The organism is Spirilliplanes yamanashiensis, assembly GCF_016863475.1.
GTDB classification, from domain to species: Bacteria; Actinomycetota; Actinomycetes; order Mycobacteriales; family Micromonosporaceae; genus Spirilliplanes; species Spirilliplanes yamanashiensis.
Genome location: NZ_BOOY01000032.1, coordinates 113,137 through 131,563 on the forward strand (window position 1 = coordinate 113,137; position 18,427 = coordinate 131,563).

The following is an 18,427-nucleotide window of genomic DNA, read 5'->3' on the forward strand; positions in this document are numbered from 1 at the left end:
CAGGTCCCACGACAAGCCGGACCGGCCGGCCCATCCGCTCAGGGCGCCGGTCGGGTGTCCGATAGGCCTGCGAGGCGGAGGGTCCGCCCGGGCACAGCGGAGGGCGACGGGTCCATGGCAGCCGAGCAGGTGCAGCGCCTCCGGGTCACGCCCGTGCTGGCCGGCGCCGTGCTGGCCGTCGCCTGGACCGCCGCGTACTGCGTGGTGAACGGGACCGCGACGGTGCTGCCGCCGATCCTGGGCTGGCCCGGCGCGTCGCTCGCCACCCTGATGGCGATGATCGGCTGCCTGCGGGTGACCCGGTCGCCGAAGCTGACCGAGGCCACCCGCCGGCTCTGGCTGCACCTAAGCATCGTCACCGGGCTGGTGGTGGTGGCGACGGTGAGCAACGCCTACGACTCCGCCGCCGGCCCGTACGCCCCCACCCAGCAGCCGGGGCCGGTCACCGCGGCCGGCTACGTCACGGCCATGTTCGCCGTGCTGTGGGCGCTGCTGCGGCTGCCCGTCGGCCCGCGCCGGCGCAGCGGCCGGCTGGGCCGTTTCCTGCTCGACGCGGGCGCCGTCGTCATCTGCGCCGGCGTGGCCGCGTTCTTCGCCGCCACCCGCTCCGGCGACGCCTGGACCACCTCCACCCGGCTGCTGGTGCCCGTCGTCGGTTTCGTGGTGCTCGGCCTGGTCGTCGCGCTCGCCTTCACCAAGGTGGCGATCAGCGGCTTCGGCGACGTGGACCGCTGGTCGATCCGGCTGCTGGCCGGCGCCACGCTGGCCGGCGGCGTCGCCAGCGGCGTGTCGCCGTCGCTGGTCGTCGGCGAGCCGCAGCTCAACAGCGCGATGCTCGCCATCCCGGGCGTCATGTGCGTGGTGGCGTTCGCCGCCGACCGGCAGTGGCGCGCCGCCGGGGTGCCGCAGCCGCCGCGGGTGCGCCGCCCGTACTCCCTGGTGCCGTACGCGGCGGTGGCCGCGACCGACGGCCTGCTGCTGGTGGTGGCGGCGGAGGCCGGGCCCACGACGCTGGTCGTCGCGGCGGCGGTGGTCGCGCTGACCGCCCTGGTGGTGGTCCGGCAGGTGCTGGCGCTGTGCCACAACCGGCGGCTGCTCGACCGCGTCGACGCCAACCTGGTCGAGATGAACCGCTACCAGGCGGAGCTGACCCACCGCGCCAACCACGACGCCCTGACCGGCCTGCCGAACCGCGCCCTGTACGAGCAGGAGTCGCAGCGGATGCTGGACGGGCTGGCCCAGCTCGGCACGCTCGGCGTGGCCCTGATCGACCTGGACGACTTCAAGGCCGTCAACGACCGGCTCGGCCACACCGTCGGCGACATGCTGCTCGTCGGGGTGGCCCAGCGGCTGCGGGAGTGCCTGCGCCGCTTCGACATCGTCGCCCGGCTCGGCGGCGACGAGTTCGCCCTGCTGCTGCCCGGCCTGAGCGGCACCGAGGCGGCGGCCGTGCTGGACCGGGTGCAGGCGGCGCTGGCCCGCCCGGTGCACGCCGCCGGCCACGACCTGCTGATCCGGGCGAGCATCGGGCTGGCCGAGGCCCGCCCCGGCCTGGAGGCGGCGGAGCTGCTGCGCCGCGCCGACCTGGCCATGTACGCGGCGAAGGAGCGCGGCAAGGGCCGCTACGCCGTCTACGACGCGGAGCTGGAGCAGCACCACGCGCTGGACGCCCAGCTCGGCGCGGAGCTGCGCCAGGCGCTCGACGCGGGCGGCTTCTCGCTGGTCTACCAGCCGATCGTGCACGCCCCGGACGGCGAGTGGGCGAGCCTGGAGACGCTGGTGCGCTGGCACCACCCGGAGCGGGGCACGATCCCGCCCGACACGTTCATCCGGATCGCGGAGCGCACGGGCCTCATCGTGCCGCTGGGCGACTGGATCATGCGGACCGCCTGCCGGCAGGCGGCGGACTGGCTGGACCGCTTCGGCGACGCCGCGCCCCCGGCGGTCGCGGTCAACGTGTCGGCGCGCCAGCTGCGCGAGCCGGGCTTCGCCGTGGACGTGGCGCAGGCCCTGCACGCCGCCGGCCTCGCCCCGGACCGGCTGACGGTCGAGGTGACCGAGACGGCGGTGTTCGAGGGCGGCAGCACGCTGGACACCCTGCACGCCCTGGCGGACCTCGGGGTGGGCATCGCCCTGGACGACTTCGGCACCGGCCACTCGTCGCTCGGCCTGCTGCGCACCTGCCCCGCGCAGACGCTGAAGCTGGACAAGTCCTTCGTCGACAGCATCTGCGGCGGGTCGCAGGAGTCGGTGATCGCGGCCGCCCTCATCCAGATCACCGACGGGCTGCACCTGGACGCCGTGGCGGAGGGCGTGGAGACCGCGGAGCAGGCGGCGGCGCTGCGCCGGCTGGGCTACCGGTACCTGCAGGGGTACCTGTTCGCCCGGCCGATGACGCCGGACTTGGTCGAGGCGCGGCTGCACGCGGGGCACCGGCAGGCGGCCTGAAAAGGTCGGACCGCTGGTCTGGGCATTGAGGCCTCGTCCGCACGCCGGTTTGTGCGAAATTACGCGGAGTGACTCGTCCGTCACAGGTGTGCCGACCCACTCCGAGGTGATCCCCATGTCCCGCAACCCCGTGGCCCGGTGGCTGATCGACCGGTCGCTGAACGCGAAGATCCTGGCGATCGTGGGCCTGCTCGGCTCCGTCTGCCTGGTCGTCGGGGTCGTGGCGATCGACCGGATGGGGGTGCTCAACGACGACGCCGAGCGGCTCTACTCCCGCGGCCTGGTGCCGGTCGAGCAGGTGGAGAGCGTCGCGCTGGACATCGCCGTCGCGCGCCGGGCCGTGCTCAACCACACGGTGTCGTCCACGGACGCGAAGAAGGCCGAGTACGAACAGGACATCGCCGACTACGACCGGCAGTTCGACGCCGACGTCGCCGAGTACCGGGGCAACGCCGTCGACCCGGCGACCGTCGACCGGCTCGTCCAGGTGTGGGCGCAGTTCCGGCAGGCGCGCGACACGCAGATGCTGCCGGCCAGCCGCACCAACGACCTGGCCGCCGCCGAGCGCATCCGCGACACGGTCCTCGCCCCGTTCACCCGGGAGGCCGACGAGCTGGTCCAGCACCTGGTGGAGGACGAGCTCGCCGACGGCAAGGCGCGGGTCGAGGAGGCGCAGGCCACCTACGAGGCCGGCCGCACCACGCTGATCGTCGTCATGGTCGTGGGCCTGGCGCTGGGCACCCTGCTGGGGCTGTGGATCGCCCGCGGCATCGTCGGGCGGGTCCGGCGGGTGTCCACGGTCGTCGCCGGGCTCGCCGACGGCGACCTGACCCGCTCGGCCCGGGTCGACACCGCCGACGAGATCGGCGTGATGGCCACCCAGCTCGACACGGCGATCGCGGCCCTGCGGGCCACCGTCGACCGGATCGGCGGCAGCAGCCACACCCTGTCCGGCTCCGCGCAGGAGCTGGCCACGGTCAGCACCCAGATCGCCGGCAACGCCGACGAGACCAGCGCCCGCGCCGACGCCGTGTCCAGCGCCGCCGAGCAGGTGTCGGTGAACATCGAGACGGTCGCCGCGGCGTCGGAGCAGATGACGGCCTCGATCCGGGAGATCGCGTCCAGCGCGGCCGACGCCGCCGGGATCGCGCGGGGCGCCGTCGACGTCGCCGGGCACGCCAACGCGGCCGTCGCGAAGCTCGGCGCGTCGTCCGCCGAGGTCGGCGACATCGTCAAGGTCATCACCACGATCGCGGAGCAGACGAACCTGCTGGCCCTCAACGCGACCATCGAGGCCGCCCGGGCCGGCGAGGCCGGCAAGGGCTTCGCCGTCGTCGCCAGCGAGGTCAAGGACCTGGCGCAGGAGACCGCCAAGGCGACCGAGGAGATCTCGTCGCGGATCACGGCCATCCAGACCGACACCGGGGCGGCGGTCGAGGCCATCCGCCAGATCGCCGAGGTCATCGAGAAGATCAACGCCTACTCCGACACGATCGCCTCCGCCGTCGAGGAGCAGACCGCGACGACCAGCGAGATCGGCCGCAACGTCGGCGAGGCCGCCACCGGCTCGTCGAACATCGCGGAGAACATCACCGGCGTCGCCCAGGCCGCCCAGTCGACCTCCGCGGGCGTCGCCGAGTCCCGGCGCGCCGCCGGCCAGCTCGCCCAGCTGTCCGCCGAGCTGCAGAGCCTCGTCGGCGGCTTCAAGATCTGACCGGGCGCCGGGTCAGCCCACCACCGCGCTGCGCCGCTCCAGCAGCACCACGTCGCGCCAGCGGCCGTGGTGGCGGCCGACCCGCTCCCGGGTGCCGACGACGCGGAAGCCGGCCCGGCGGTGCAGCGCCAGGCTGGCGGTGTTCTCCGGGAACACCCCGGACTGGATCGTCCACACCCCGGCCGCCTCCGTCGAGGCGACCAGCGCGGCCAGCAGGAGCGCGCCCACGCCACGGCCGCGGGCGCGCTCCGCCACGTACACGCTGTGCTCGACCACCCCGGCGTACACCGGCCGCGACGAGGTGGGGCTCACCGCGACCCAGCCCAGCAGCCCGGCGCTGTCGACGGCGACGAACCGGTGCGCCGGCAGGCGCGCGGCGTCGAACGCCGCCCACGACGGCGCCCGCGTCTCGAAGCTGGCGTGGCCGCCGTCCAGACCGGCCTGGTAGACGGCGAGCACGGCGCCGGCGTCGGCCGCCCGCATCGCCCTGATCTCGACCATGGACCCTCTTTCGCACCCCGGTGCTGTGGGGCACCGCACACGACGGTAGGAATGACGGAGCCGACCGCGACGTTCGTTCTGGCTACGGCGACCCGGAGCCCCGGGCGCTGCCACGAGGAGGCCCGCACCCTTGCTCGACCCACACGGACTCTACGAGCTGAGCGCCGACCTGCCCGACCTGGACCGGCCGGTGCTGCTGCAGGCCCTGACCGGTTTCGTCGACGCGGGCAGCGCCGTCCAGCTGGCCCGCGAGCACCTGCTCGACACCCTCGACGGCGAGCCGATCGCCACCTTCGACGTCGACCAGCTGCTCGACTACCGCTCCCGCCGCCCCCCGATGATCTTCGTCGAGGACCACTGGGAGAGCTACGAGGCGCCGCAGCTGACCCTGCACCTGCTGCGCGACGCCGGGAGCACGCCCCTGCTGCTGCTCACCGGCCCCGAACCGGACACCCAGTGGGAACGCTTCGTCGCCGCCGTCGGCGCCCTGGTGCAGCGCCTCGGCGTCCGGCTCACCATCGGCCTCAACGCCATCCCGATGGCCGTCCCGCACACCCGCCCGGTCGGCGTCACCGCCCACGCCACCCGGCCCGAGCTGCTCGGCGACCGCGAGTCGTGGCTGCAGCGCGTCCAGGTGCCGGCCAGCGTCGGCAGCCTGCTGGAGTTCCGGCTCGGCCAGCGCGGCGCGGACGCGATGGGCTACGCCGCCCACGTGCCGCACTACCTGGCCCAGACCACCTACCCACAGGCCGCCGAGGTGCTGCTGGCCTCGGTGTCGCAGTCCACCGGCCTGCTGCTGCCCACCGACGCGCTGCGCACCGCGGGCGAGGCCGTGCGCGCCGAGGTCGACAAGCAGGTCGCCGAGGACGAGCAGGCCGCCCGGCTGGTGGTGTCGCTGGAGCAGCAGTACGACGCGTTCCTGCGCGGCCGCCAGGGCACCAACCTGCTCGCCCAGACCGGCCCGCTGCCCACGGCCGACGAGCTGGGCGCCGAGCTGGAGCGCTACCTGGCCGAGCAGAGCCGCGGCGACCAGCCCCCTACCCCCGGCTGAGCGGCAGCCAGGCCAGGACGTCGCGGATCCGGTCGTCCCAGTACTGCCAGACGTGCTCGCCCGGGCCGAAGGCGGTGGTGACGTCGAGCCCGCGCTCGCGCGCCGCCGTGACGAACGGGGCGTGGTGCGGGTACACCGGGTCCTCGGTGCCGCACGCCACGAACAGCGGCGGCGTCGCGGCCGGGTCCGCGCCCGACACCAGGTGCAGCAGGTCGTCCGGGGTGCCCACCGGTGCCTCGGGCCCCCAGATGCGCTCCAGCGTGGCGCGCCGCTCGGGCCGGGCGTACAGCCGGGCCGCGTCCAGCGCCCCGGACAGGCTGGCCGCCGCCGCGAAGCGCTCCGGCTGCCGCAGCGCCCACTTCAGCGCGCCGTAGCCGCCCATGGACAGCCCGGCGACGAACGTGTCCTCGCGGCGCTGCGACACCTGGAAGAACTCCCCCACCAGCCGCGGCAGCTCCTCGCTGAGGAACTGCCAGTGCCGGTAGCCGCCGCGCTCGTCGGCGTAGAAGCTGCGGTGCACCTGCGGCATCACGACGGCCAGGCCGCGGTCGGCGGCGTAGCGCTCGATGCTGGTCCAGCGCGACCAGGCGGTGTCGTCGTCGCTGAGGCCGTGCAGCAGGTAGAGCACCGGCGGCGGGCCCGCGGCCGGGGCCGTGTCGAGGCCGATCTGGGTGACCGTGCGCTGCGGCAGCAGCACGGTCATGGCGGTGCCCAGTTCGAGGGCGTCGGAGTAGAAGTCGACCCGCAGGCGCGCCATCGCCGCCTCACCCGACCCGGTCGAGGAAGGCCAGCGCGCGCTCGGTGAACGCGGCGGTGGCGGCCGCGTCGTACTCGCTCAGGCCCGGCTCGGTGAAGATGTGCTCCTCGCCGGGGTAGAGGAACAGCTCGGCGTCCGGCGCGGACGCGACCAGCGCCTGGGCGGCGGCCAGGTCGCCGTCCCCGGCGAAGATCGGGTCGGACTCCTTGCCGTGGATCTGCACCGGCACCCCGGCCGGCCAGTCGCCGCCGAACTCGGCCGGCGGCACGCAGGCGGCCACCAGCAGGGCGCCCCGGGCGCCCGGCCGGGTCTGGGCCAGCCGCTGGGCGGCCATGACGCCGAGCGAGAAGCCGGCGTAGACGAGGCCGTCCGGCAGGCCGTCGGCGGCGCGCACCCCGCGCTCCAGCACCACGTCGAAGCCGGTGTCCCGGGCGTGGGCCACCCCGGCGTCCGTGGAGTCGAAGACCCGGCCCTCGTACAGGTCGGGCAGGTGCACGGTGTGCCCGGCCCGCTCGAACGTGCCGGCGAGGTCGCGCATGCCGGTGGTGAGGCCGTGGGCGTGGTGGAACAGCAGGATCTCAGCCATCCGGCCATGATCCCGCGCCGGCCGCCGGCTGTCCCGGCGACACCTGGGAAATGTCGTACCCGTCGATTAGTATGTGTGTACGAAAACGGCTCCTGACCTGCGAGGAGATCCCGTGACGACGCCCGATTCGTCCCCCGTCCCGTACGCCACGATGCTCGGCTTCACGCGGTATGTGGCCCGCACCGGCCCGGCCAAGGCCACGTTCGTCGGCGGGCTGCGCAAGGCCCGCGAGCGCCGCTCCGGCTTCAACCCGCACGGCCAGCTGGTCAAGGCGCTGAAGGCCGACATCGCGTTCCGCACCGGCGGTTCGCACCTGACGGCCGTGGTCGGCCAGGTCAAGCCGCGGTGGCGCCCGCTCTACGAGGCGGTCACCGCCGGCGCGGCCGACTACCTGCACTCGCTGGGCGAGCCGCGGGAGGTCGAGCTGGCCCAGACCCGCGACGCGCTGGGCGTCGTCGGCGGCCTGGCCGTCAAGATCAACCCGCACTTCGGGCTGCGCTACGCCGACGGCCGGCGCGAGGCGGTCCGGCTGCACTTCGACGAGCTGCCCCCGGCGGGCGAGGTCGTCACGGCCACCCTGCACCTCATGCGCCGGCACATGGACGCGATCCTGCCGGGCGCCGAGCCCGTGCTGGTCGACCTGCGCCGCGGGGTCACCCACCGGCTCGACCCGGCCACCCGGCCGGCCGACGTCGAGCGCTGGCTGGCCGGTGAGGCGGCGGCCTTCTCCACCATGTGGGCGACCGCGGCCGCCTGACGACGAGGGGCTCGCCCGCTCGGGCGAGCCCCTTCGCGTGAACTCGCGCAAAGTTTCCCGACAGGAAGCTCTTAGGTGCAGCCCGGTTGCGACGATTCTTCCCGGCGTAAGGCAGAAACAACGCGTCGGGGGGCGTCATGAAGGCCATCGCACAGATCATCGGCACGGCGGCACTGAGCATCATCGGCGGCGCGACGGCGGCGCTGCTGCCCGCGGGCAGCGCGGTCGCGGCCACGCCGGCCGGCAACGCCACGGTCGTCTACGTGCGCAGCGGCGACCTCTTCAGCGCCACCGGCGCCACCGAGAAGAAGATCGCCGACGGCAACTACGCCCGGCCGCGGTTCTCGCCCGACGGCACCAAGCTGGCGGCCCTGCGCGACGGCCGGCTCTGGGTGATGAAGGCCGACGGCAGCGGCAAGCGCCGCCTGACCACCCGGGCCGCCGCGGGGGCGTCCTGGTCGCCCGACGGCGTCTGGCTGGCCTTCGCGTCGCAGAGCTGCACCGGCGGCCCCGGCGTGTTCCGCGTCGACGTGAAGCACGGCGGCGCCCCGCAGGCGCTGTTCCCGGCCGAGTGCCGCACCGAGGCGCTGCCGGCCGAGCCGGAGATCCAGCCCGCCGACGCCGGCACGCTCACCGACCGGCTGCGCTACGACGACGCGGTCGCCTGGTCGCCCGACGGCACCCAGGTCGCGTTCCGCGGCGGGCTGTGCGAGTCGACGTACGACGCCTGCCTGAGCGTCGGCGCCGTGGCCACCGGCCGGGAGCGCACCGTCGCGGCGTTCGGCGGCGGCAGCCTGCAGACCTCCGGATTCGCGGTCGTGCCGACCTGGCGCGCCGACGGCCGCAAGCTGGCGTACACCGCGTACCAGGAGGGCGAGACGGCGGCCGACGACAAGCCGGTGCACGTCGTGGAGTTCGACCCGGCCACCGGCGCCAAGCGCGACCTGGGCGCGGCGCAGGACCGCGAGCTGGCCTACGTGAACGCGGCGACGGCGATCGTGACCGGCACCCACCAGGGCGGCTCCCAGCTGTTCGTGCTCGACCTGACCACCGGCAAGCGCACGGCGTTCAAGGCGGGTTCGCAGCCGACCGTCCGCCCCTGACCGGTGAGGTCACCGAGGCCGTCCACGGATATCGTGGGCGGCCTCATGAGTGTCACGCCTGATCCCGCTCCCCCGCACATCCGGACCTTCCACCCGCGGCGGGGGCGCATGGGGGCCCGGCACGCCGACGCCCTCGACACCGCCTGGCCCCGGTACGGGCTGACCGTGGCGGACGACGACGACACCGCGATCCGGCCCGCCGAGCTGTTCGGGCGGACGGCCCCGGTGGTCCTGGAGATCGGATTCGGCATGGGCGACGCGACGGCGCAGATGGCGGCGGCCGACCCGGGGCGCGACTACCTCGCGATCGAGGTGCACACCCCCGGCGTGGCGAACCTGCTGGCCCTGGTGGCCGAGCGGGGCCTGGGCAACGTGCGGGTGGCCCGGGGCGACGCGCTGGTGCTGCTCGGCCGGCTCGCGCCGGACAGCCTGGACGCGGTGCACGTGTTCTTCCCGGACCCGTGGCCGAAGGCCCGCCACCACAAGCGGCGGCTGGTGCAGGAGGCGCACCTGGCGGCCATCGCCGGGCGGCTGCGCCCCGGCGGGACGCTGCACTGCGCCACCGACTGGCCGCACTACGCCGAGGCGATGCGCGCGGCGCTGGACGCGCAGCCGCTGCTGCGCGGCGGCGTGGTGCCCCGGCCGGCGGCCCGGCCGGTCACCAAGTTCGAGCGCCGGGGCGTCGCGGCGGGCCGGCCGATCACCGATCTCGTGTACCACCGCACCGGGACAACCGACGCAGCGGACTGATTCGCCGGTCTGGCGGCATTGCGGCGCTTACGCTGAGCGTGGAGGCGACATGGGGGACGAACGGCCCGGCCCGCCGGGGCAGGAGGCTACGCACGCGGACGCACAGCCGCCCACCGGCGTGCTCGCCCGGTCGGCGGCGGACCGGATCGCCGCCCTGACGGCCACCGCAGTGCACGCCCCGATCGGCATGATCGGCCTGGTCGACGGCGCCGACCTCTACCCGGTGGGCGGCCACGGCGTGGACGTCGAGGCGGTCTCCCGGATCCCGATGACCGACGCGCTCACCGCCGAGGTGATCCGCACCGGGCAGCCGCTGGTCTTCGGCGACGTGCGCACCGACCCGCGGGTGCCCGCGGACGCGATGATCCGCCGGGCCCCCTCGCGCGCCTACGCCGCCTACCCGGTGCGCGACGCCGCCGGCACGGTCGTCGGGGTGTGCGTGGTGCTGGACACCGAGCCGCGGCAGTGGACCGACGCCGAGCTGGCGGCCGTCGACCAGGGCGCCCGGGTGTGCACCCTGCTCGTCGCCGAGCGCACCGCCCGCGTCGAGGTGGACCGGCAGAAGCGCTTCCTGGACGCGGTCCTGGACAACCTGCACGACGCCGTCACCGCGTGCGACGCCGACGGCGCGATCGTGTTCTCCAACAGCCGGATCCGCGACATCCGCGGCGGCGCGGACCTGCCGGCCCACATCGACGACCTGGCCGGGGTCATCGACCTGCGCCACCCCGACGGCACCCCGATGACGCCCGGCGACCGGCCGCTGCGGCGGGCGCTGACCGGCGAGCGCATCACCGGCGACGAGATGGTGATCGAGACGAAGGACCGCCGCCGCCGGCGGTACCGGGTCGACGGCCAGCCCATCACCGGGCCGGACGGCGAACGGCTCGGCGCGGTCATCGCCCTGCAGGACGTCACCCGGCGCCGGCAGTCCGAGCGGTTCCGGCTGTGCGAGCTGGCCGTCGTGCGCGCGCTCGGCGAGGCCCGCACCGTCGACCAGGCCTGGCCCAAGGTCCTGGAGGCCATCGCCACCGCGCTGGGCTGGGCGCACGCCGAGCTGTGGCTGGTCGACCGCGACGCCGACGCCGACCCGGACGCCGGCGACCTCGCCGCCCGGCTGCACCCCGCGGCGAGCTGGAGCGCCCCCGGCCCGGCCCGGCACATGGCGGCGCCGGCGCACCTGCGGTACGGCGACGGGCTCGCCGGCCGCGCCTGGCAGGCCGGCAAGCCGCTGTGGCTGCGCGACATCTCCAACCCGCAGAGCCTCATCGACCCGGCCACGGCCGCCGCGTCGCAACTGCACACCGCCCTGGCCGTGCCCGTGCGCGACGGCACCGGCATCGTCGGGGTGCTCACCGTGTTCGCCGACGTCGTGCAGGACCAGGAGGAGGAGCTGCTGGTGCTGATGAGCGGCATCGGCGCCCACATCGGCCAGTTCCTGGAGCACCGCACCGTGCAGGACCTGCAGCGCCAGCTCGCCCGCAGCAAGGACGAGTACCTGGCGCTGGCCGGCCACGAGCTGCGCACGCCGCTCACCTCGATCAGCGCGTACACCGGGCTGCTGCGCGAGGCGGACGGGCCCACCCTGGCCGAGCAGGGACCGGCCATCATCGAGGTCATCGACCGCAACACCGCCCAGCTGCGCCGGGTCATCGACGACCTGCTGGAGCTGTCGGCCCTGGACACCGGGCACGCCCCGCTGCACAACGCCCCGTTCGACTTCGCCGAGGTGGTCCGGGACGCGGCCGCCGCCACCGCGGACGCCGTCGCCGGCACCGACCTGGGCGTCTGCTGCGAGGTGCCGGACTCCCTCGTCGTGCCGGGCGACGCGCGCCGCCTGCGCCAGGTCGTCGACAACCTGCTCGGCAACGCCGTCAAGTACAGCCCGGACGGCGGCCTGATCACCGTGCGCCTGCAGCGCACCGCGGGCGCCGCCGTGCTGACCGTGTCGGACACCGGCATCGGCGTGGACCCGGCCGAGCGGGAGAAGCTGTTCGGCCGGCTCTACCGGGCCACCCAGGTGCGGGAGAAGGCCATCCCGGGCAGCGGGCTGGGGCTGGCGCTGAGCCGGGCCGTCGCCCAGCGGCACCAGGGTTCGATCACCCTGGAGTCGCACGACGGCCCGGGCACCACGGTGCGCCTCAAGCTGCCCCTCTGACGACCGGCCCGCCGCAGCGCCTCACGTCGCGAACCGGTTCCGTCCGCCCTGCTTGGCCCGATACAACGCCTCGTCGGCGCGGCCGAGCAGCGCGGCCAGGCCGGCGTCGGGGTCGGTGCGGTGGGCGATGCCGACGCTGACCGTCACGCGCAGAGGTCCGGCGGTGGTCTCGACCGGTGTGCGCCGCACGATGTCGAGCAGCCGCTCGGCGACCTCCTCGGCCTGTTCCCGGTCGGCCGTCACCAGCAGGGCGAACTCCTCGCCGCCGTAGCGGCCGATCAGGTCGCCGTCGCGGGTGACGCTGCGCAGTCGGGCGCCGACCTCCTCGATCACCCTGTCGCCGACCAGGTGGCCGTGGGTGTCGTTGACCCGCTTGAAGTGGTCGATGTCCAGCATGACGGCGGTGAGCGGGCGGCCGCGCCGCGCGGTGTCCGACACGGCCCGTTCGGCGAGGGCGAGGAAGTGCCGGCGGTTGGGCACGCTGGTCATCGCGTCCACCGTCGCGAGCTCGGTGACCTGCTCGAACAACTCCGCGTTGTCGTACGCCGTCATGCCCTGCTCGGCCAGGGCGGCCGCGATCTGCACGTGGCCGTCCGTGTACGTGCCGTGGGCCGTCGAGGCGAGCAGAAGGACGCCGATGGGCGCCCGGCGCGAGGCCAGCGGCACGGCGATCCAGGAACGAGCCGACGGCAGCAACGTGGGCGGTGGGGCCGGGTGCCCGTTTCCGCCCTCGCCGAGCACGGCGGCCGGCCCGCCGGCCAGCGCCGACACGGCGTCCGCCTCGTCGGGGCCGAGCCGGCGCCACGTTCCCGACGTGTCGACCGCCAGGTGGGCGCCGCGCCCCCGGCGTACCAGGCACGCGATGTCCCCCGGCACAGCGCCGGCCACCGCGTTCAGGAGCCGGCGCAGCACCTCGTCCGGGTCGAGCGTCGCGCTGACCTGCGTCATGCTGGTCCGCATCAGCTCCGCGAGGTCGCGCTGCTGACCCGCCGCCCGCACCGTCGCCTCGAGCTGGGCGGCCCGGGCCGTCTCCAGGGAGACGGCGATGTGGTTGGTGATCGCCATCAGGATGTCGGCGTCGTCCCGGGTGAAGATGCCCTTCGCCACCCGGCTGTCCAGATAGACGACGCCGAGCTGCCGGCCCTTGAGGCGCAGGGGCGCCACCAGGATGCTGCGGAGGCCGTGCACGAGCGCGCTCTGCGAGCCGAGCACCTCGCCGTCCTCCGTGCCGGTGACGACCAGTGGCTCCCCCGTGTGCTGGACCCGGCTGACCAGGCTCGAGCCGTATCCGGTGAGCTCGGCCAGGTCTGCGCCGGCCGCGTCGCGGCCGAGGTAGGGCACCAGCCGCCCGGTGCCGGGGTCGATCAGGAACAGGAAGGCCCGTTCGGCGCCGACGATCCCGATCGTCTCCTGCAGCGCGATCCGCGCCAGCTCGCGCGGTTCGAGCACGGTGGCCGCGGCGAGGCTGACCTGCTGCAGGGCGTCGAGGCGGCGGCGGTACACCTGCGCCGAGACGGTGTCGGTGGCGGACGCGCCGGAGGGCGCGCCGCCGGCGCCGATCCCGAATTCGGCGCCCACCGCCCGGGCGCGGGTGACCCAGCCGCCGTCGTTCGCGAGCTGCAGCGCGAGCAGCCCGTACTGCCGCGCCCGGGCCGGGTTGCCGATCGCGAGCAGCGCCCGGGCCTGGACCCGGCTGATCTCGAAGTGGAGGATCGGCGCGTCGATCTGCCGGGCCCGCCGCTCGGCGCGCTCCAGCAGCACGAACGCCCGGTCGGGTTTCCCGTGCAGCAGTGCGAGGTCGGCCTCGGCGATCGGCCGGTGGGCCTGCAGCAGCGGCGTCTTCGCCACGCGGCGCAGAGACCGCACCGCGGCCCGCGCGTCGGCGAGGCGGCCCGGGCGCGTGGACCCGTCCGCGAGCCGCGCCTGCATCAGCCGCCCGTAGGCGATCGACGCCCAGATCTGGTGCTGGGGCGGCCAGGTGTTCCGCGGGCTGAGCCGGAGGGCCTCGACGGTTCGCACGAGGTCCTCGAAACGGTCGTCCAGCTGCCCCTGGTCGACGGCCGACATCAGTGCCTGCATGACGTAGCCGACCAGGTGCTCGCGGTTGTCCGGGGTCCTCGCGAGGGCGTCCCGGGCTGACTGCAGCTGCCGGTCGGCCTCGTCGCCGCGGCCGGTGACGGCGAGGTTCGGCACGGGCGTCAGCGTCAGCTGGTGCGTGGGGCCGGGCTCCACCTGGTTGACGCTGGCCTTCACGCGGTCGTACCAGGCCTGGGACTCGGCGGTGTGCCCCTCGATCGTGAGCTGGTTGCAGATGATGCTGGCGGCATTGAAGGTCTCGTGCGCCTCCAGCCACTGCCCGTGCTCGATCAGGACGCGCCGCAGTCCGGCCGCGACGGCCGGCCCCGACTTCGGCAGCGTCACCTCGATCGTCGCCAGGACCCAGTCGACGTGCGCCACGAGCCGCGGGTCCGCCAGCTCGACGGCGACGGCGGACACGTGCCGGACCAGCCGCGCCGAGAACCTGCGCAGGCCCATCAGCTTGGCGATGGCCGCCAGGGTCACCTGCGCCTTGACGTACTCGGGTCCGGGGCCGATGCGGTTGGCCGGGTACTGCTGGCGGAACTGCAGGCAGGCGACCAGCAGCATCCGGTGCTGGGAGACTGCGGCCTGGGTGGCGTGGGCGAGGATGATCGCCTCGGCGCGCGTTCGTTCCCGCCGGTCGCCGGTCACCGTGCCGTAGCCGATCCCGGTCCACTTCACCAGGACGGACGCCGCGAAGAACCACACCGTGGAGAGAACCAGCAGCACCGGGTTCGCCGGCAGCCGCCGGCCGATCTCGGCGAGCGCCTCGTCGGCCGAGCCGAGCGCCTTCGTCATCTCCCAGTCGCTCTGGTACGACTCGCAGACAAGGGCGCGCAGCATCGCCCGGCGGGTGGGATTCGTCTCGGTCCGCAGGGCGGCGTGGAGGTGGGCGCGGGCGTCGGCGAACCGGCCCATCCGCAGGCAGGCGATCCCGCTCGGCTCGTAGAACTCGGTGCCGCGCTCGACACCGCCCGCCGCGGCCGCCGCCTCGGCCGTCCGCAGGAAGGCCAGCGCCTGGTCCGGCGCGTGGTTGGCCAGGGCGACCCGGCCGGCGTCCGTCGCGCTCCGGTAGGCGCGGGCGGGCTGCACGGTCAGGTCCCCGAGCCCGTAGTGGCGCGCCACCGCGTACACGTCCTCGGGGTCGCCCGGATGGCGGCCGTCCAGCGCCTCCGCGATCCGCTGGTGCAGCGCACGCAGCGCGGGCGGGTCGAGGTCGGCGAGGAGCGCCTCCCGGATCCGGTCGTGCAGGAAGGTGTGGCGCCCGTCGCGCCCGCGAGCGATCAGCCGCCGGTCGACGGCGAGCCGCAGGACGGCGTCGACCTGCTCCTCGGGGACGTCGCAGATGCGGGCCAGAACCTCCGGGCGGATCTGCGTCGCGGCCGCCGCCGCCACCAGCAGGTCGCGAGCCTGCGCGCCGAGCCCGGCGACCCGGGCGCCGATGAGGTCGAGGAGGTTGTCGGGCAGGTCCAGGGCGTCCAGCCCGGCCTCGTCCAGCTGCCAGGTGCCCCAGCTCGGCCGGATCAGCCCGCCATCGATGATCGCCCTGACGTACTCCAGAGCGGTGAACGGGTTGCCGCCGCTGCGCGCGGTGAGCAGGGCGGCCAGCTCCGGGGTGACCTCGGCCCCGCTGAGCTGAGCGGCCAGCAGGTCACCCATCGCCGTGTCGCTCAGCGGGCCCAGCGTGAGGACTGCGCCGGTGTCGCCGGTGAAGTGCCGGCGGAACGACTCGAGCGCCGGCCGGCTGGCCGCGTCGTCGCGGGCGGTGGCCACGACGAGCAGGGAGCTGTCGCCCAGGCTCCTGGTCAGGTGGTGCAGCACCCGATGCGTGCCCGCGTCCAGCCACTGGACGTCGTCGATGCAGAGCACGCCGCCGCCCGCCTCTCCCGCCAGCCCGGCGAGGAACGCCGCCACGGCGACCGCGAACTGCTCCTGGCGGTGCTCGTCGGCGAGCTCCGGTGCCTGCAGCACGACCGCGAGGGCGGGACTGAGGGCGCCCAGCAGGGCGGCGCCGCGACCGGCGGCCCGGCGCGTGCGGCGGTACGCGTCCTCCCGGTCCTCGGGCGGGAGGCGGGCGACGTCGGCGAGGTAGCGGTCGACCGCGGACCGGATCGGGCTCATCGGCGCCGGGTCGCCGGGCGAGCACTTGCCGCGAAGCGCCGGATACCCGCCGGCCGACGCCGCGGACAGCACCTCCCCCACGAGCCGGCTCTTGCCCGCGCCGGGCGGGCCGGCGACCACCGCCAGGCCACCGTGACCCGAGCAAGCCCTCGACCAGCGGGCGGTCAGGTGTGCGAGTTCCGCGCTGCGGCCGACGAGCGCCGCGTCGGCCGCGCCCACCGGCGCGTCGGCACCGCCGAGTCTGTCGGGGGTGAGCACCCCGCCGGCGGCGGCACGCAGGTCCGCGGCGAGCCCGTCACCGCTCTGGTACCGGTCGTCGGGGTCCTTGGCGAGGAGCTTCGCGATGACGGCGGCGAGCGGCGCGGACACCTCCGGGCGCACCTCCCGCACGTCCGGCGGCGCCTGCACGGCATGCCGGCGCAGCAGCTCACCGGCGTCCGACGCCTCGAACGGCAGCCGGCCGGTGACGCACCGGAACAACACGACACCCAGCGAGTACAGGTCGGAGCGGGCGTCGACCGGGCGGTCGAGCATGCCGGTCTGCTCGGGCGCGCTGTACGCGACCGTGCCCGCGACGCCTCCGCCCGGCGCCCGCGCCGCGTTCGTGGCCAGGCCGAAGTCGATGAGCTTGGCCCGGCCGTCCGGAAGGATCATGATGTTGTCCGGCTTGATGTCACGGTGGGTGAGGCCCGCCCGGTGGGCGGCGCCGAGGGCCTCGGCGACGTCGACGGCGATCGCGAGCACACGCCCGTCGTCCCCGGCGCCGGGCACGGCCTGGGCCAGGGTGCGGCCCTCGACCAGCTCCATCACCAGGTAGGGCCACCCGCGGGCCTCGCCCACCTCGTGCACCGCCACCACCCCCGGGTGGTCGACGCAGGACAGCAGCGCGGCCTCGCGGCGGAACGCCGTCAGCGTCGACGCGTCGGGGAACGCCGACGGGCGTAGCACCTTGAGGGCGTAGTCGCGGCCGCGTCGGCGCGCACGGTGGACGACCGCGTACGCGCCGTGACCCAGCACCTCGTGAACCGTCAGCCCCGGCACGAACTCGTCGTCACCGACCGGCCCGATCGTCGTCACGCCCCGCGTCACGGGGCCGCCTCCGCCGGGAACCGAGCCGTCCGCGGGCACGGTCGACCCGGACGATGCCGACATGTCCCTCACACAGCAATGATCGGGCACCTCGGCCGCAACCTGAGCATCGCCCCGGGCACACGGTGGTGGCACCGCGAGCGGCGATGCGCTCGGAGGCCGACCACCGGCTCACCTCCCGGCGGTGCGGCCGGCCGGCACCGGACCGGTGGCCGGCGGCGCGGGCCGCGACGGCCGCAGCAGCACGAGGACGAGCAGCAGCGGCAGCGTGACGAGGAACGCCGCCCGCAGTCCCGTGGTGTCCGCGAGCAGCGCCAACCCGGCCGGAGCGCTGACGATCGCCACGCCGGAGGCGAGCGCCCCGAGCGAGGCGGCGTGCGCCCCGCGCAGCCCCGGGGTGGCGACCAGGTCGGCGAGCGTGACGGGGTAGAGCGGCGCGACGCCGGCCCCGGCCAGGGCGAGGGCGGCCGTGACGACGGCGGGGTGGTCGACGGCGACGACGCCGAGGGCGCCGGTCGCGGTGGTGGCCGCGCACCAGCGGACCAGGCCGGGCACCCGGACGAGCACCGGCCCGGCGAGCCGGCCGAGCGCCATGCCGATGGGGAAGGCGGCGCCGAGCGCGGCGGCCGCCGGCGCGGACAGCCCGGTGTCGTACAGCCGCGCCACGGCCCACACGGTGAAGCAGAACTCGACCGCGACGGACAGCACCATCCGGCTCCACCGCAGGCCCGCCTGCCGCGCCGCGGGGCGGCCGGGGGCGCCGGCCGCGGCGGGCGGGGCGGCGACGGCGGGCGCCGGGCTCGCCGCGACCAGCAGCAGCGGCGGGACCACGAGGGCCATCGCCCAGCGGCCGCCGACGAGGCCGGTCGCGTCGACGAGCCCGACCAGGGCGGGGGCGAGGACCGCGGCGACGCTGGCGGCCGCGTTGGCGCGGGTCAGGTCGGCGGCCATCCGGGGGCCCGTCAGCAGGGCGGGGGTGACGAGAACGATCGCGGCGCCGCCCAGGCCGAGCAGGACGGCGCCGGCCGAGGCGAGGCCGAGGCCCGGCGCGGCGGCGAGCAGCGCGGCGCCGGCCGCGAGGGTGGCGCAGCCGGCGCGCAGGGCGGGCCCGGGCCCGGGGCGCAGCAGCACCGGGCCGAGCACCGCGACCAGCAGCAGGCCGGCGCCGAACCAGGCGGGCAGGGAGGCGAGCCGGCCGACGGGGACGCCGAGGTCGCGGGCGAGCAGGACGAGCACCGCGCCCAGGCCGGTGAGGGAGAAGCCGAGGGACGCCTGGGCGACCCCGGCGCGCAGCACGGCCCCGCCGCGCACCG

The 18,427-nt window shown here is 75.4% G+C and carries 12 protein-coding genes; 7 read left to right on the top strand and 5 right to left on the bottom strand.

Annotated features, from left to right (window positions below; translation table 11 throughout):
* The first annotated feature begins 114 nt into the window (after window positions 1-114).
* Both Sya03_RS23080 and Sya03_RS23085 read left to right on the top strand, forming a co-directional pair.
* The gene (locus tag Sya03_RS23080; protein WP_203940465.1) at window positions 115-2,448 is read left to right on the top strand and encodes a putative bifunctional diguanylate cyclase/phosphodiesterase; all 2,334 of its coding nucleotides are present in this window, start codon (window positions 115-117) and stop codon (window positions 2,446-2,448) included.
* Window positions 2,449-2,563: 115 nt separating this feature from the next.
* Window positions 2,564-4,162, top strand: a complete 1,599-nt coding sequence (locus Sya03_RS23085; RefSeq protein ID WP_203940466.1) for a methyl-accepting chemotaxis protein — start codon at window positions 2,564-2,566, stop codon at window positions 4,160-4,162.
* A 12-nt stretch (window positions 4,163-4,174) separates the two neighbouring features.
* On the opposite strand, the gene Sya03_RS23090 is transcribed toward Sya03_RS23085, so the two are convergent.
* Window positions 4,175-4,663 (bottom strand): GNAT family N-acetyltransferase, encoded by a 489-nt coding sequence (locus tag Sya03_RS23090; protein WP_203940467.1) that lies wholly within the window; start codon window positions 4,661-4,663, stop codon window positions 4,175-4,177.
* 130 nt (window positions 4,664-4,793) lie between these two features.
* Here Sya03_RS23090 and Sya03_RS23095 point away from each other — a divergent pair, with 130 nt between their 5' ends.
* Window positions 4,794-5,714, top strand: a complete 921-nt coding sequence (locus Sya03_RS23095) for a proteasome assembly chaperone family protein (RefSeq protein WP_203940468.1) — start codon at window positions 4,794-4,796, stop codon at window positions 5,712-5,714.
* Here Sya03_RS23095 and Sya03_RS23100 read toward each other — a convergent pair.
* Together Sya03_RS23100 and Sya03_RS23105 are read right to left on the bottom strand one after the other, a co-directional pair.
* Window positions 5,701-6,471, bottom strand: coding sequence for an alpha/beta hydrolase (locus Sya03_RS23100; protein WP_203940469.1), 771 nt, complete (start codon window positions 6,469-6,471; stop codon window positions 5,701-5,703). The genes Sya03_RS23095 and Sya03_RS23100 overlap by 14 nt on opposite strands.
* Before the next feature lie 7 nt (window positions 6,472-6,478).
* A complete protein-coding gene (locus Sya03_RS23105) occupies window positions 6,479-7,057 on the bottom strand; it encodes a dienelactone hydrolase family protein (RefSeq protein WP_203940470.1) in 579 nt (192 codons plus the stop codon).
* 151 nt (window positions 7,058-7,208) lie between these two features.
* Here Sya03_RS23105 and Sya03_RS23110 point away from each other — a divergent pair, with 151 nt between their 5' ends.
* The 4 genes from Sya03_RS23110 to Sya03_RS23125 all read left to right on the top strand — a co-directional run bounded on the left by Sya03_RS23110 (window position 7,209) and on the right by Sya03_RS23125 (window position 11,825).
* Window positions 7,209-7,814 (top strand): hypothetical protein, encoded by a 606-nt coding sequence (locus tag Sya03_RS23110; RefSeq protein ID WP_203940574.1) that lies wholly within the window; start codon window positions 7,209-7,211, stop codon window positions 7,812-7,814.
* Between the two features lie 137 nt (window positions 7,815-7,951).
* A complete protein-coding gene (locus Sya03_RS23115) occupies window positions 7,952-8,917 on the top strand; it encodes a TolB family protein (RefSeq protein WP_203940471.1) in 966 nt (321 codons plus the stop codon).
* Between the two features lie 45 nt (window positions 8,918-8,962).
* Window positions 8,963-9,667 (top strand): tRNA (guanosine(46)-N7)-methyltransferase TrmB, encoded by a 705-nt coding sequence (trmB, locus tag Sya03_RS23120; protein ID WP_203940472.1) that lies wholly within the window; start codon window positions 8,963-8,965, stop codon window positions 9,665-9,667.
* 49 nt (window positions 9,668-9,716) lie between these two features.
* Window positions 9,717-11,825, top strand: coding sequence for a sensor histidine kinase (locus Sya03_RS23125; RefSeq protein WP_203940473.1), 2,109 nt, complete (start codon window positions 9,717-9,719; stop codon window positions 11,823-11,825).
* A gap of 21 nt (window positions 11,826-11,846) precedes the next feature.
* Here the strand turns inward: Sya03_RS23125 and Sya03_RS23130 are convergent, their stop codons facing one another.
* Complete coding sequence (locus Sya03_RS23130; protein ID WP_203940474.1) at window positions 11,847-17,114, bottom strand: diguanylate cyclase; 5,268 nt, start codon at window positions 17,112-17,114, stop codon at window positions 11,847-11,849.
* Window positions 17,115-17,285: 171 nt separating this feature from the next.
* Window positions 17,286-18,425, bottom strand: coding sequence for a hypothetical protein (locus Sya03_RS23135; RefSeq protein ID WP_203940475.1), 1,140 nt, complete (start codon window positions 18,423-18,425; stop codon window positions 17,286-17,288).
* Between the last annotated feature and the right edge of the window lie 2 nt (window positions 18,426-18,427).